We start from the raw sequence: 14,368 nt of genomic DNA, 5'->3' as shown, positions 1-14,368 counted from the left end.
CTACCTCTCTTTTCTTCCCCCCGCACCCCCCCCCCCTCCTCCCCCCCCCCCCCCCTCCCCCCCCCCCCCCCCCCGCCCTCGGTCGAGAACAGCCGATCAGCGCGGGGCCGATCAGAAGTCCATGTCACCGCCCGGCATGCCGCCCGGAGCGGCGGCGGCCTTCTCCGGCTTGTCGGCGATGACGGCCTCGGTGGTCAGGAACAGCGCGGCGATCGACGCGGCGTTCTGCAGGGCGGAGCGGGTGACCTTCGCCGGGTCGATGATGCCCTCGGCGATCATGTCGACGTACTCGCCGGTCGCGGCGTTCAGGCCGTGGCCCGGGGTCAGGTTGCGCACCTTCTCCACCACGACGCCACCCTCGAGGCCGGCGTTGACGGAGATCTGCTTCAGCGGGGCCTCGAGGGCCAGCTTGACGGCGGCGGCACCGGTGGCCTCGTCGCCCTCCAGCTCCAGCTTCTCGAAGACCGAGGAGGCCTGCAGCAGGGCCACGCCACCACCGGCGACGATGCCCTCCTCGACGGCGGCCTTCGCGTTGCGGACGGCGTCCTCGATGCGGTGCTTGCGCTCCTTGAGCTCGACCTCGGTCGCGGCACCGGCCTTGATGACGGCCACGCCGCCGGCCAGCTTCGCGAGGCGCTCCTGGAGCTTCTCGCGGTCGTAGTCCGAGTCGGAGTTCTCGATCTCGGCGCGGATCTGGTTCACGCGACCGGCGACCTGGTCGCTGTCACCGGCACCGTCGACGATGGTGGTCTCGTCCTTGGTGATGACGACCTTGCGGGCGCGGCCCAGCAGGTCCAGACCGGCGTTCTCCAGCTTGAGGCCGACCTCCTCGGAGATGACGGTGCCGCCCGTGAGGATGGCGATGTCACCGAGCATGGCCTTGCGGCGGTCACCGAAGCCCGGGGCCTTGACCGCGACGGAGCGGAAGGTGCCGCGGATCTTGTTGACGACCAGGGTCGACAGGGCCTCGCCCTCGACGTCCTCGGCGATGATCAGCAGCGGCTTGCCGGACTGCATGACCTTCTCCAGCAGCGGAAGGAGGTCCTTCACGTTGCTGACCTTGGAGTTGACGATCAGGATGTACGGGTCGTCGAGGGACGCCTCCATACGCTCCATGTCGGTGGCGAAGTACGCCGAGATGTAGCCCTTGTCGAAGCGCATGCCCTCGGTGAGCTCCAGCTCCAGACCGAAGGTCTGGGACTCCTCGACGGTGATGACGCCTTCCTTGCCGACCTTGTCCATGGCCTCGGCGATGAGCTCGCCGATCTGGGTGTCGGCGGCGGAGATGGAGGCCGTGGAAGCGATCTGCTCCTTGGTCTCGACATCCTTCGCCTGCTCCAGCAGGGCGCCGGAGACGGCCTCGACGGCCTTCTCGATGCCGCGCTTGAGGGCCATCGGGTTGGCACCGGCGGCCACGTTGCGCAGACCCTCGCGGACGAGCGCCTGGGCCAGGACGGTGGCGGTGGTCGTACCGTCGCCGGCGACGTCGTCCGTCTTCTTGGCGACTTCCTTGACCAGCTCGGCGCCGATCTTCTCGTACGGGTCCTCGAGCTCGATCTCCTTGGCGATGGAAACACCATCGTTGGTGATCGTGGGGGCGCCCCACTTCTTCTCAAGGACGACGTTGCGACCCTTGGGGCCAAGGGTGACCTTGACGGCGTCGGCGAGCTGGTTCATGCCGCGCTCGAGACCGCGCCGGGCCTCCTCGTCGAACGCAATGATCTTGGCCATCTGAAGTGGTCCTCCAGGACTGGGGTTCCCCCTGCGCCGCGAGGCGCGCGGGGAGGGTGGATTGCTCCGGACCGCGCCTGCGCCCGCGACGGACGGCCTGCGTGCCCGGCGGTTCCTTCCCGCCGGACGCTGCGGGCCTCACCGACCCGGTCCCGTGTAGTAGCACTCTCCTCGGGAGAGTGCTAACGCCAATGATTAGCACTCGACCCCCGCGAGTGCAAGCGGCTCGGACATCCCCGGCCACGCCGCCGGCCTGCTCCCGGCGCACCGGCCGGCTCCCGGCGCACCGACCGCTCCCGACCCCGGACGCACGAAGGGCCCGCACCCCTCCTCAGGATGCGGACCCTCGTGTACGCGTCGGTGCGGTCGATCGCGCCGGTCTCAGACGGCGAGCTTGACCATGTCCGCCTGCGGGCCCTTCTGGCCCTGCGAAATCTCGAACTCGACCCGCTGACCCTCTTCAAGGGTGCGGTACCCGTCCATCTGGATGGCGCTGTAGTGGACGAACACATCCGCACCACCGTCGACCGCGATGAAGCCGTAGCCCTTCTCCGCGTTGAACCACTTGACGGTGCCCTGAGCCATGCCTAACTCCCCTATTACTGGCCCTTGCGCGGGACCGCACTTCGCGGTCCCGGGTCAGAACTTGCGCCGGAACGCCTCGACCGCGGCTGAATGTATCTGCACCGGTGCTGTCTGCAACAGGTCAATCCGACGAGAATTCCGGTCACACCGAAGTTGCTAAATAGGCCGAAAATTCAACGTATTCCCGGGCAACTCGGACCCGGCATATCACGCCAAAGCCCCATACCGCACGCGCACATTGACTCAATGTCACCCCTCACGGGGCCCGCTCATATGCGGCGGGCAAGAACAGCGGAGGGGGCTTCCCCAACTCTACCGCGCCCAACCAAGCAGAATTACCCCCTCCGCTTAATGCCGGAGGGGGTAATCCAGGTACGACGAATCAGCAGCCGCCGGCTACGGCGGGAATGATGGAAACGCCCGCACCTTCCGGGGTCGCCGCCTGCAGGCCGCCCTCGAAGCGCACGTCGTCGTCGTTCACGTAGACGTTCACGAAGCGGCGCAGCTTGCCCTGGTCGTCGAGGACGCGCGCGGCGATGCCGGGGTGGTTCCGCTCCAGCGAGGCGATGACCTCGGCGAGGGTCGCGCCCTCGGCCGGGACCTCGGCCCGGCCGCCCGTGTAGGTGCGCAGGATGGTGGGGATGCGGACGTTGACGCTCATGGCACTACTGCCCTTCCGGTAGAGCGGGGGATGGTCGGGTCAGGCCAGGCCGGCAGCGCGGAACGCGTCCAGGCTGGGGCGGATGGTGGCGGTCTGCCCGCTGTCCGCGGCCACCGCCTCCAGGGTCTTCAGGCCGTCACCGGTGTTGAGGACGACGGTGGTCAGCGCGGGGTCGAGCTGCCCGTTCTCGATGAGCTTCTTCGTCACGCCGACGGTCACGCCGCCCGCGGTCTCGGCGAAGATGCCCTCGGCCCGGGCCAGGATCTTGATGGCGTCGACGACCTGCTCGTCCGTCACGTCCTCGACGTAGCCGCCGGTGCGGCGCGCGATGTCCAGGACGTAGGGGCCGTCGGCCGGGTTGCCGATGGCGAGCGACTTGGCGATCGTGTTCGGCTTCTGCGGGCGGACCACGTCGTGCCCGGCCTTGAAGGCGGTCGACACCGGGGAGCAGCCCTCGGCCTGCGCACCGAAGATCTTGTACGGCTTGTCCTCGACGAGGCCCAGCTTGATCAGTTCCTGCAGACCCTTGTCGATCTTCGTGAGCTGGGAGCCGGAGGCGATCGGGATGACGATCTGGTCGGGCAGCTGCCATCCGAGCTGCTCGCAGATCTCGTAGGCGAGGGTCTTCGACCCCTCGCCGTAGTACGGGCGCAGGTTCACGTTGACGAAGCCCCAGCCCTCGCCCAGCGGGTCGCCGATCAGCTCGGAGCAGAAGCGGTTCACGTCGTCGTAGTTGCCCTCGATGCCGACCAGGTCGCCGCCGTACACGCCGGCCATGACGACCTTGCCCTGCTCCAGGTCGTGCGGGATGAACACGCAGGAGCGGAAGCCGGCCCGGGCGGCCGCGGCGCCGACGGCGCCGGCCAGGTTGCCGGTGGAGGAGCAGGAGAGCGTGGTGAAGCCGAACGCGCGGGCGGCCTCGACGGCGATCGCGACGACGCGGTCCTTGAAGGAGTGCGTCGGGTTGCCGGAGTCGTCCTTGACGTAGAGCTTGCCGGTGATGCCGAGCTCCTTGGCCAGGTTCTCGGCGTCGACGAGCTTGGTGAAGCCCGGGTTCAGGCTGGGCTTTCCGGCCACGTCGGCGGGGACGGGCAGCAGCGGGGCGTAGCGCCAGATGTTGTTCGGGCCCGCCTCGATCGCGGCGCGCAGGGCCTCCGGGTCGCCGACCGGGAGCTCGTACGCGACCTCCAGCGGGCCGAAGCACTCGACGCAGGCGAAGACGGGGCCGAGCTCGAAGCGGGTACCGCACTCCCGACAGGACAGGCCCGAGGCGGGGCCGAGGTCGACGGCGGAGGCGCCGGCAGAGGGGGCGGCGGAAGGGGTGGCAACGGTCTGTGCAGCCATGATGGCGAGGCCCTTTCTCCTCATCTTCCTCATGGCGCACTTCGCCATGAGACGGAATTGGCACCTTCCCTAGCCGGGGACCTCGCTGCTGCTGCACGCAGTCGCGGGAAACCGACTGGAGGGTTGCCGGGGCTTCAACGGGCCGTGTCCCTCTGCCCCTCTGGATGAGCGGTATGGCGCCGTTCCGCGCGCTCGTGGCGCGCCGACGCGTTTGTCCGCGGGACCCCCGGCATGCGGCGGTCCTTCGCGTTGTTCAAGACTGTAACCGAAGGCTCGGGCGGTTGAGACGGCTGTCCGATGCGCGAGATGGATCGCTTTTCGGCCGGAACGGCCCGGCGAACAGTAGACGAAGCAGGGAGTGCCGAACGTGCTGGAAGAGGTGGAGCGCTGGCTGGCGGACCGCTCCTGGTCCGTTGCCGACCGACCGCTCGACCAGCTCCTCGCCGCGAAACGGGCGACGGGCACCACGGTCAGCGTCGTCCTGCCCGCGCTCGACGAGGAGGCGACGGTCGGCGCGATCGTCGAGGTGATCCGGCGCGATCTCGTCGAACGGCCCGCCTTCCCGCTCGTCGACGAACTGGTCGTGGTCGACTCCGGCTCCACCGACCGCACCGCCGAGGTCGCCGCGAAGGCCGGCGCCCGCGTGGTCCACCGCGACGAGATCCTGCCCCGCATCCCGGCCGTGCGCGGCAAGGGCGAGGTGCTGTGGCGCTCGCTGCTGGCCACCACCGGCGACGTCGTCTGCTTCGTCGACGCGGACCTGCGGGACTTCTCGGCCGCCTTCGTCACCGGGATCGTCGGCCCGCTGCTGACCGAGCCGGACGTGCAGTTCGTCAAGGCGATGTACGACCGCCCGCTCGGCGACACCCCCGGACAGGGCGGCCGGGTCACCGAGCTCGTCGCCCGGCCCCTGCTCAACCTGCACTGGCCCCAGCTGGCCGGCTTCGTCCAGCCGCTGGGCGGCGAGTACGCCGTACGCCGCTCGCTGCTGGAGCGGCTGCCCTTCCCCGTCGGCTACGGCGTCGAGCTGGGCCTGCTGGTGGACGCGCTGCACACGGTCGGGCTGGACGCCCTCGCCCAGGTGGACGTCGGCGTACGGCTGCACCGCCACCAGGACGGGCAGGCGCTCGGCCGGATGGCCGCGGCGATCTACCGGACGGCGCAGCTGCGGCTTTCGCGCGGACACCTCGTGAGGCCGGTGCTGACGCAGTTCGAGCGCGGGCCGGACGGGTTCGAACCGCGCACCCACGCCGTGGACACCGAGGAACGGCCGCCGATGCTGGAGATCGAGGAGTACGCGGTCCGGCGCGTCGCCTGACGGCCGGCACCACCCGGCGCAACGGCGTCAGGGGCGCGTCAGGGACCCGCCGGGGGCGGGAACGGACGTTTGAGGCGGGGCGGGCCGGGCTAGGTTCGCCGCATGGCTTCCCACGTTCTCGTCGCAGCCAACCGCGGTCCGCTCTCCTACGCGCTCGACGCCGACGGCACCCTCGGCGCCCGGCGCGGCGGGGGCGGCCTCGTCTCCGGCCTGTCGGCCGCGCTCGCCGAACAGCCGGACGCCCTGTGGATCTGCGCCGCCCTGTCGGACGCGGACCGCGAGGCCGTCCGCCGGGGCGTCGCCGAGCCGGGCGTGCGCATGCTCGACATCGACCCGGCCGTGTACGACGCCGCCTACAACGGCATCGCGAACTCGGTGCTCTGGTTCACCCACCACCACCTGTACGACATCCCGCGCACCCCCGTCTTCGACGCGGCCTTCCGGCGCCAGTGGGACGCGTACACCGCCTACAACCGGGCCTTCGCCGAGGCCCTGGCCGAGGAGGCGGCCGACGGCGCCTGCGTACTGGTCCAGGACTACCACCTGGCACTGGTGCCGGGGCTGCTCCGCGAGCTGCGGCCCGACCTGCGGATCGCCCACTTCACGCACACCCCGTGGGCGTCGTGGGAGTTCCTCGCCATGCTGCCCGACGACGTCCGGCGGGAACTCCTCTGGGGCATGCTCGGCGCCGACCTGCTCGGCTTCCACACCTGGGCCTGGGCTCACTCCTTCCTCGACTGCGCCCGCCTGGACGACGAGCGGGGCACGGCCGAGCCGCTCGTGCCCTCGGGGACGGGCGGCGAGCGGTACGTCCGCAAGGCCATGCTCGGCCCGGTGCGGCACCGGCGCACCGACGTCGCCGCCTACCCGCTCGGCGTCGACGGCGACGAACTGCGGCGGCTCGCGCACCGGCCGGAGGTCGACGACCGGCTGGCCGGGCTGCGCGCCGAGATCGGGGACCGCAAGGCCATCGTCCGGGTGGACCGGACGGAGCTGTCGAAGAACATCGTGCGCGGCCTCCTCGCCTACCGGGAGCTGCTGATCGGCCACCCCGAATGGCGCGGGAGGGTGGTCCACCTGGCGTCCGCGTACCCGTCGCGGCAGGACCTGGAGGTCTACCGGTCGTACACGACGGCCGTACGGGACCTGGCCGCCGAGATCAACGCGGAGTTCGGCACGGGGGACTGGCAGCCGGTGCTGCTGTCGGTGCAGGACGACTTCGCCCGGTCCCTGGCCGCGTACCGGCTGGCGGACGTGGCGCTGGTCAATCCGGTGCGGGACGGGATGAATCTCGTCGCGAAGGAGATCCCGGTGGTGTCGGAGCAGGGCTGCGCGCTGGTGCTGTCCACCGGGGCGGGGGCGTACGGGGAGCTGCGGGGCGATGCGGTGACGGTGAACCCGTACGACGTGACGCAGACGGCGGAGGCGTTGCACGAGGCGCTGTCCATGCCGGGTGGGGAGCGGCTGGACCGGACGAAGCGGTTGGCCGCGGCCGCCACGGCGATGCCGCCGGCGCGCTGGTTCACGGCCCAACTGACCGCCCTCCGCACCACCCCGGCCTGACCGCTCGAAGTCCAGCCCCGCCGGCGTTTGAGGCGCGGGGGTGCGGGGGCGGAGCCCCGCAGGGGTCCGGGCGGAGCCCGGTTTCGGGAAGGGGCGGGGTGATCGATCGCTCCGCGCAGCGGCAGCCGGGAGCCGGCAGGCCCGGCGGCGGGGTTCAGGCCCGGAGGGAGGCGGCCAGGACCGAGAGGAACGACATGATGGCGGCGGGCCCCGGCAGGACCAGGTCGGCCCGGGAGGCCAGCTCCGGAACCTCCTCCGAACCACTGCACACCAAAAGCCCCGGCAGCCCCTCAGCCCTCCGCTTCTCGACGGCCGCGTACGCCGCGAGATCGCCCAGGTCGTCCCCGGCGTAGACCACCGCCTCGGCCCCGGTCTCCTCCAGGTACTCGGTCAGGGCGACGCCCTTGTCCATGCCCGGCGGCCGCAGCTCCAGCACGGCCCGCCCCGGTTCCACGATCAGCCCGTGCCGGGCGGCCAGGTCGGACAGCGGCTCCCGCAGCGCGGCGAAGGCGGCGGCGGGGTCCTCGGCGCGGCGGGTGTGGACGGCGAGGGCGCGGCCCTTCTCCTCGATCCAGGTGCCCTGCCAGGCGCCGATGGAGTCCAGGAAGCCGGGCAGCTCGGCCCGTACCGCGGCCACCCCCGGGTGTTCGGCGGGGGCGTGGACGATGCCGGTGACGGCGTCCCAGCGCTCGGCCCCGTAGTGGCCGAGGACGACGAGGTGCTCCAGGCCCGGCACCCCGGCGAAGCCCCCCAGCCGGACGGCGACGCCCGCCGGCCGGCCGGTGATCACGGCCACCGAGGCCACCTCGGGGGCCAGGGCGCTGAGGGCGGGGACGGCGGCGGGGTGGGCGCGCGCCTGGTCGGGGTCGGGGACGATCTCGGCGAGGGTGCCGTCGAAGTCCAGGGCGACCACGCTGCGGCGTGGTGCGCGGAGCAGGGCCGCGAGCCCTTCGCGGCCGGCGGCGGTGACGGGCATCGGCAGGTCGTGCGGATGGCTCCCCATGGCACGACCCTAACGGCCCGGCCGGGCCACGGCTACGGCGCGCGGGGACTCGTACGGCTCCCGTACGCCGCCCTCAGCGGCGGGCGCGCTGGGCCTCGCGGATGCGGCGCAGGCGGTTGACGGTGCCCGGGGCGTGGGCGAGGGCCCGCGGGTCGTCCATCAGCGCGTTGAGCAGCTGGTAGTAGCGGACGGGGGTCATCCCCAGCCCTTCCCGTATCGCCCGTTCCTTGGCCCCGGGCCCGGGCCAGGTGCGTCCCTCGTACGCGAGCACCGCGGCCTCGGCGGCCGTGAGCTGCCCGTCGTCCGTCATACGGCCAGATTAACGCCGCCCACCGACACCCACGGGGCCGCCAAGCTCGGGTGGGTGTCGGTGGGCGGGGGTCAGGGGCGCCGGCCCACCGAGCCGGCAGCAGCCGGCAACGGCCCGCCGCCGGCAGCAGCCGTCAGCGGTTGTCGGCGGTGCGGGCCTGGGCGGCGATCTCCTCCAGGACCTTCTGCGGCTGTGCGTTGGGCTGCACGGCGCGGCCGATGTTCTGCTTGATGTTCTCGCTCACCGCAGCCCAGGACTTCTTGCCGGCCGGGTACAGCCGCGAGTTCGGCAGCGCCGTGAGGAAGGTCTTCATCTGGGTCGAGGACGCGCCGCTGCCGGCCTCCACCGCCCGGTAGCCGCTGGTGGTGACCGGCAGCAGGTCGTACTTCCTGGTGAAGGACGTCTGGTTCTTCGACTCGTAGAGGTAGTCGAGGAACTTGCCCGTCGGCGCTCGGTGCCCGTTCTTGAAGGCCATGACCCAGTCCGCGACGCCCATCGCCGGCTGGTCGGTGCCGTCGACGGTCGGCAGCGGCACCATGCCGACCTTCACGCCCTTCGCCGCGGCCTGCTTCATCAGGGTCGGGTGGCCGTTGAGCATGCCGACCTCGCCGCGGGTGAAGGCGTCGAAGGCGGCCTGCCGGTCGGTCTTGCCGGGCTCGGTCGGCCCGGTGAGGCCCTGGCCGACCAGCTTGTCGCGGAGGAACTCGAAGGTCTTGACGTTGGGCTGGGCGTCGATCGCGTAGCCCTCCTCGTTGTCGGTGTAGCCGCCACCGCCCGCGAGGAGCCACTGCATCGTCTCGGCCTGCGCCTCCTCGCGGCCCAGCGGCAGGGCGAAGGGGGTGCTGACGCCCGCGCCCTTGAGCTTCTTCGCGGCGGCCTCCAGGTCGGCCCAGCTCTTGGGCTGCCAGCCGCCCTTGGCGTCCTTGGGGATGATCCCGGCGTCCGCGAACAGCTTCTCGTTGTAGAAGAGCAGGCGGGTGCTGGCCACGAACGGCATGCCGTACTGGGTGCGGCGGACCTTGCCGGCGTCCGCGAGCGGCGCGAGGAAGTCGGCCTCGGTCTTCACCGACAGCAGTTCCTCGGCCGTGTACAGCTTGCCGGCGGCCGCGTAGTCGGCGTAGGCGCCGATCTGGGCGATGTCGGGGGCCTTTCCGGCCTTGACCATCTCGGCGACCTTGGCGTCGACCTCGGACCAGTTGTAGACGCTGACCTCGACCTTGATCTCGGGGTGGTCCTTCTGGAAGCCGGCCGCGAGCTCCTTCCACCAGGTCGTCGAGGAGTTCTGCGGATTGTCCCCGTAGTCGGCCGCCACGACCCGGAGGGTCACCTCGTTGTCCCCGGTGGCGCTTCCGCATCCGGTCAGTGCCGCCGCGGCCAGGCTCAGTGCGGTTCCGGTTGCGGCCAGGCGCAGGTAACGGCCCTTCACAGTTCTCGATCCACCCAAGGTTGTACGTACGATCCACGTAAGGTCTACACCACTTTGGCCCCTCTTCCACATTCGGAGCCGTTTCGGGGCCGGAATTTGTATGGCAGCTCAACAATCCCCCCCAATGGACTAGACCTTTCCTGACCGAGCGAGCGAGACTGTCGACTGTGAAACCCGTGAAACACGTCATCGCCCTCGATGTGGGCGGCACCGGGATCAAGGCCGCCCTCATCGCCGAGGACGGCACCCTGCTCCACGAAGCGCGCCGCGCCACCGGCCGCGACCGGGGCCCCGAGGCCGTCGTCGAGACGATCCTGGAGTTCGCCGCCGAGCTGTACGCACTCGGCCGCGAGCGCTTCGCAGCGGCCGCCTCCGCGGCCGGCGTCGCCGTGCCCGGCATCGTCGACGCCGCGGCCGGGACCGCCGTCTACGCGGCCAACCTCGGCTGGCGCGACGTGCCGATGCGCGAGCTGCTCAGCGCCCGCCTCGACTCCCTCCCCGTGGCCCTGGGCCACGACGTGCGCACGGGCGGGCTCGCCGAGGGCCGCATCGGGGCCGGCCGGGGCGCCGACCGCTTCCTGTTCGTCCCGCTCGGCACCGGCATCGCCGGCGCCATCGGCACCGCCGGCCGCATGGAGGCCGGCGCCCACGGCTACGCCGGCGAGATCGGCCACATCGTGGTCCGCCCGGGCGGCCTCCCCTGCGGCTGCGGGCAGCGCGGATGCCTGGAGACCCTGGCCTCCGCTTCCGCCGTGAGCCGCGCCTGGGCGGTCGCCTGCGGCGCCCCGGACGCCGACGCGGCGGACTGCGCCAAGGCCGTGGCGTCCGGCGACGCGGCGGCCCGGGAGGTGTGGCTCACGGCCGTCGGCGCGCTCGCCGACGGCCTGGTCACGGCGATCACCCTGCTGGACCCGGGGACGCTGATCATCGGCGGCGGGCTCGCCGAGGCGGGGGAGACCTTGTTCGCACCGCTCAGGGCGGCCGTCGAGGAGCGCGTGACGTTCCAGCGGCTCCCCGACATCGTCCCGGCGGCCCTCGGGGACACCGCCGGATGCCTGGGCGCAGGGCTGCTCGCCTGGGACCTACTCGCCACGGAGGTACCTGCCTGATGGCCGGAAGCGCACACAGCACCGTTCTCTCCGGCGCCCGGGTGGTGCTGCCCACCGGGACCGTGGCGGGCGGGCGCGTCATCGTGGAGGGCGGCCGGATCGCCGGCAGCGCCCCCGAGGACGCGGCCGTCGTCGACCTGTCCGACCACTGGGTCGTGCCCGGCTTCGTCGACATGCACAACCACGGGGGCGGCGGCGCCTCCTTCACCTCCGGCACCGCCGAGGAGGTGCTCAAGGGCGTACGGACGCACCGCGAGCACGGCACCACCACCCTGGTCGCGTCCACGGTCACCGGCGACCTGGACGAACTGGCCCGCCGGGCCGGGCTGCTCGCCGAGCTGACCCAGCAGGGCGAGATCGCGGGCATCCACTTCGAGGGCCCGTTCATCAACCCCTGCCGCAAGGGCGCGCACAAGGCGGAGCTGCTGCGCGACCCCGACCCGGCCGAGGTCCGCAAGCTGGTCGACGCCTCCCACGGCGCCGCCCGCATGGTCACCCTCGCCACCGAGCTTCCCGGCGGGCTGGACTCCGTACGGCTGCTGGCGGAGCACGGGGTGATCGCCGCGATCGGGCACACCGACTCCACGTACGACCAGACCCGCCAGGCCATCGACGCGGGCGCCACCGTGGCCACGCACCTGTACAACGCGATGCCCGGCATGGAACACCGCGCGCCGGGCCCGATCGCCGCGCTGCTGGAGGACGAGCGGGTCACCGTCGAGCTGATCAACGACGGCACCCACCTGCACCCGGCGATGCTGGAGCTGGCCTTCCACCACGCCGGCGCCCACCGCGTCGCCCTGATCACCGACGCGATGGACGCGGCCGGCTTCGGCGACGGGACCTACCACCTCGGCCCGCTGGAGGTGGAGGTGAAGCAGGGCGTGGCGCGGCTCGTCGAGGGCGGCTCGATCGCGGGGTCCACCCTGACCCTGGACACCGCGTTCAAGCGCTCGGTGACCCTGGACCGGCTGCCCGTCGAGTCGGTGGTCCAGGCGATCTCCGCCAACCCGGCCAAACTGCTCGGCCTGTACGACCAGGTGGGTTCCCTGGAGCCGGGCAAGCACGCCGACCTGGTCGTCCTCGACGCCGCGTTCGACCTGAAGGGCGTCATGCGGCGCGGCGAATGGATCGTCAACCCGCTGGAGGAGCACCCGTAGCGCCCGTGCCACCTGTAGCAGCAGTGCGGCGCGGCGGTGACCGCCGATCGGGGGTTTCGGACGACGGAGACGGGGGCGGAGGGCCCGCAGGACTGGGCGGTCCGCCCCGTCTTTGACATGATCCCGGCACACACCGAGACCGGGACCTGAAGAACCATGATCCTGACCGTGACGCTCAACACCGCACTCGACGTCACCCACCGCGTACCGAGGCTGACTCCGCACACCACGCACCGGGTCACCGCCGTGACCGAGCGGCCCGGCGGCAAGGGCCTCAACGTGGCCCGCGTACTGGCCGCGCTGGGCCGGCCGGTGACCGCGACCGGCTTCGCGGGCGGCCGCACCGGCGCCGCCGTCCGCGAACTGCTCGCCGACTGCCCCGGTGTGACGGACGCCCTGGTCCCCTGCGCGGGCCCCACGCGCCGCACCCTGGCCGTGGTCGACGCATCGTCGGGCGACACCACGCAGTTCAACGAGCCGGGCCCGCTGATCGGTTCCGGGGAGTGGGCGGAGTTCATGGAGCGGTACGGGGCCCTGCTCGTCGGCGCCGAGGCGGTGGCCCTGTGCGGCAGCCTGCCGCCGGGCGTACCGGTCGGCGCGTACGCCGTCCTCGTGCGGGCGGCGCGCGCGGCCGGGGTGCCGGTGCTCCTGGACACCAGCGGCGAGGCCCTGCGCCGCGGAATCGCGGCCCGCCCCGAGATGGTCAAGCCGAACGCCGCCGAGGTCGCCGAACTCACCGGCTCCCGCGAGCCGGTGCAGGCCAGTCGCGACGCCCGCCGCCGCGGCGCGCACGCCGTGGTCACCTCGCTCGGCCCGGAGGGCCTGCTGGCCGCCACCCCCGAGGGCACCTGGCAGGCGGCCCCGCCCCGACCCCTGTCCGGGAACCCGACCGGGGCCGGCGACTCGGCGGTGGCGGGCCTGCTGTCGGGCCTGGTCGAGGGGCTGGACTGGCCGGACCGGCTGAGCCGCGCGGTCGCCCTGTCCGCCGCCACGGTCCTCGCTCCGGCGGCGGGGGAGTTCGACCCCTGCACGTACGAGGAACTGCGCAAGAAGGTCTGCGTCACCGGCTGTTGAAGGTCAATCGACCCGCGCAAGCGAAACCGGCCCCGTCGCGGTTGCGACGGGGCCGGCCGGATTCACGAGCGCTCAGCGCTTGACCCAGCCCTGGCCCAGCGACAGCTGGTCGAAGATGGCCTCGCACTGGTTGCCGGCCTCGCACGAGATCTTCATCGTGTTGGTGCCCTTGTTGAGCTTGATGAACGCGTAGGTGCGCGTCCAGCCCTTGTCCCAGGCACCGGCGTCGGCCTTGGCGAAGTTCGCCAGGTTCAGGGACTGCGTCGGGTTCTGACCGTTGACCGTCAGGGTGACCTTGGCGTCCTTGCCGGGCACCGCGTAGTTCACGAAGAGCGTGTAGTCCCCGCCGTTCGGGATGTCCGCGGTCCAGGTCAGCGCCGCACCGGTCTGGTTGAAGTTGCCGACGTACTGGCCGCCGGCCCCCTTCCCGCCGGGCACCGCGTTCTGGAGCAGGGCGCCGCCGGTCAGGGCCATGCCCGCGCCCGCGGCGTCCCCCTTCGGCAGCTGCACGTCGGGGGAGGCCGAGGGGAGCGGGGCCTCCGACCCGCCGGAGTTCTGCGGCTGCGGCTGCTGCTGCTGGTTCTGCGTGCCGCCCTTGTCGGCGGTGTCCTTGTCGCCCTTGTCGCCGAAGGCCAGGGCGGCGCCGATGCCGATCGCGACCGCTGCGACCACGGCGACCGCCGCGATGAGCATGCCTCGCCGGCTGGAGCTGTTGTTGCCGCGGCCGCCGCCGCGGGCGGAGCGGGCGCCCGAACCGCCGCCCTGCGCCTGCATCGACGCCGTCGGGGGCTGCTGCTGCGGCACGCCGTAGCCGCCGGCCTGCAGCGCCTCCGGGGCCTGGTACTGGGCCTGGTAGCCGGGCTGCTGCTGGGGCGGAACCTGGCCGCGCTGGCCGCCGTACGTACGCTCGCCGACCGTGCGCACCTGGTTGTACGACGTGCGGGGAACACCGCGCGCCGCTCCGGCCCCGGTTTCCGCAGCCTGACCGTCCGCGTAGAGGTAGCCGAACGGATCGTCGTCCTCGGGCTTGTTCGCCCCGCTGTTCGGGCCGTTGTTCGCGGGCGTCGTCATCGCAGGTCACTCC

The 14,368-nt window shown here is 72.1% G+C and carries 13 protein-coding genes and 1 riboswitch; of the genes, 5 read left to right on the top strand and 8 right to left on the bottom strand.

Annotated features, from left to right (window positions below):
* Positions 1-111: 111 nt before the first annotated feature.
* The 4 genes from groL to thrC all read right to left on the bottom strand — a co-directional run bounded on the left by groL (position 112) and on the right by thrC (position 4,321).
* A complete protein-coding gene (groL, locus tag ACZ4VL_RS34900; protein WP_361094845.1) occupies positions 112-1,731 on the bottom strand; it encodes a chaperonin GroEL in 1,620 nt (539 codons plus the stop codon).
* A gap of 381 nt (positions 1,732-2,112) precedes the next feature.
* Complete coding sequence (locus ACZ4VL_RS34895) at positions 2,113-2,316, bottom strand: cold-shock protein (RefSeq protein WP_005315736.1); 204 nt, start codon at positions 2,314-2,316, stop codon at positions 2,113-2,115.
* 382 nt (positions 2,317-2,698) lie between these two features.
* Positions 2,699-2,977 carry a MoaD/ThiS family protein gene (locus ACZ4VL_RS34890; protein WP_468208295.1) on the bottom strand — a complete coding sequence of 93 codons (279 nt, stop codon included), beginning with the start codon at positions 2,975-2,977 and terminating at the stop codon, positions 2,699-2,701.
* Positions 2,978-3,016: 39 nt separating this feature from the next.
* Positions 3,017-4,321 (bottom strand): threonine synthase, encoded by a 1,305-nt coding sequence (gene thrC, locus ACZ4VL_RS34885; protein ID WP_468208292.1) that lies wholly within the window; start codon positions 4,319-4,321, stop codon positions 3,017-3,019.
* A gap of 17 nt (positions 4,322-4,338) precedes the next feature.
* Positions 4,339-4,492, bottom strand: a riboswitch (SAM riboswitch).
* Positions 4,493-4,688: 196 nt separating this feature from the next.
* Here thrC and ACZ4VL_RS34880 point away from each other — a divergent pair.
* Positions 4,689-5,639, top strand: a complete 951-nt coding sequence (locus ACZ4VL_RS34880) for a glucosyl-3-phosphoglycerate synthase (protein WP_468208290.1) — start codon at positions 4,689-4,691, stop codon at positions 5,637-5,639.
* A 102-nt stretch (positions 5,640-5,741) separates the two neighbouring features.
* Positions 5,742-7,202: an alpha,alpha-trehalose-phosphate synthase (UDP-forming) gene (locus ACZ4VL_RS34875; RefSeq protein WP_468208288.1), complete on the top strand. Its 1,461-nt coding sequence runs from the start codon at positions 5,742-5,744 to the stop codon at positions 7,200-7,202.
* Positions 7,203-7,356: 154 nt separating this feature from the next.
* Here the strand turns inward: ACZ4VL_RS34875 and otsB are convergent, their stop codons facing one another.
* The 3 genes from otsB to ACZ4VL_RS34860 all read right to left on the bottom strand — a co-directional run bounded on the left by otsB (position 7,357) and on the right by ACZ4VL_RS34860 (position 9,941).
* A complete protein-coding gene (gene otsB / locus ACZ4VL_RS34870) occupies positions 7,357-8,205 on the bottom strand; it encodes a trehalose-phosphatase (RefSeq protein ID WP_468208285.1) in 849 nt (282 codons plus the stop codon).
* 73 nt (positions 8,206-8,278) lie between these two features.
* Positions 8,279-8,515, bottom strand: coding sequence for a DUF3263 domain-containing protein (locus ACZ4VL_RS34865; protein ID WP_404241356.1), 237 nt, complete (start codon positions 8,513-8,515; stop codon positions 8,279-8,281).
* 133 nt (positions 8,516-8,648) lie between these two features.
* A complete protein-coding gene (locus tag ACZ4VL_RS34860; protein ID WP_468208282.1) occupies positions 8,649-9,941 on the bottom strand; it encodes an extracellular solute-binding protein in 1,293 nt (430 codons plus the stop codon).
* Between the two features lie 176 nt (positions 9,942-10,117).
* Here ACZ4VL_RS34860 and ACZ4VL_RS34855 point away from each other — a divergent pair, with 176 nt between their 5' ends.
* The 3 genes from ACZ4VL_RS34855 to ACZ4VL_RS34845 all read left to right on the top strand — a co-directional run bounded on the left by ACZ4VL_RS34855 (position 10,118) and on the right by ACZ4VL_RS34845 (position 13,284).
* The gene (locus tag ACZ4VL_RS34855; RefSeq protein ID WP_468208281.1) at positions 10,118-11,050 is read left to right on the top strand and encodes an ROK family protein; all 933 of its coding nucleotides are present in this window, start codon (positions 10,118-10,120) and stop codon (positions 11,048-11,050) included.
* A complete protein-coding gene (nagA, locus tag ACZ4VL_RS34850; RefSeq protein ID WP_468208278.1) occupies positions 11,050-12,210 on the top strand; it encodes an N-acetylglucosamine-6-phosphate deacetylase in 1,161 nt (386 codons plus the stop codon). Before ACZ4VL_RS34855 ends, nagA begins: the two co-directional genes overlap by 1 nt.
* Positions 12,211-12,366: 156 nt before the next feature.
* Positions 12,367-13,284, top strand: a complete 918-nt coding sequence (locus ACZ4VL_RS34845; RefSeq protein WP_468208275.1) for a 1-phosphofructokinase family hexose kinase — start codon at positions 12,367-12,369, stop codon at positions 13,282-13,284.
* Positions 13,285-13,356: 72 nt separating this feature from the next.
* On the opposite strand, the gene ACZ4VL_RS34840 is transcribed toward ACZ4VL_RS34845, so the two are convergent.
* Complete coding sequence (locus tag ACZ4VL_RS34840; RefSeq protein ID WP_468208272.1) at positions 13,357-14,355, bottom strand: CBM35 domain-containing protein; 999 nt, start codon at positions 14,353-14,355, stop codon at positions 13,357-13,359.
* Positions 14,356-14,368 lie beyond the last annotated feature (13 nt).

The sequence above is a fragment of the Streptomyces sp. NPDC029014 genome, from assembly GCF_055564695.1.
Note: the sequence above shows the minus strand (reverse complement) of the source record. Positions and strands in the feature narration are given on the sequence as shown.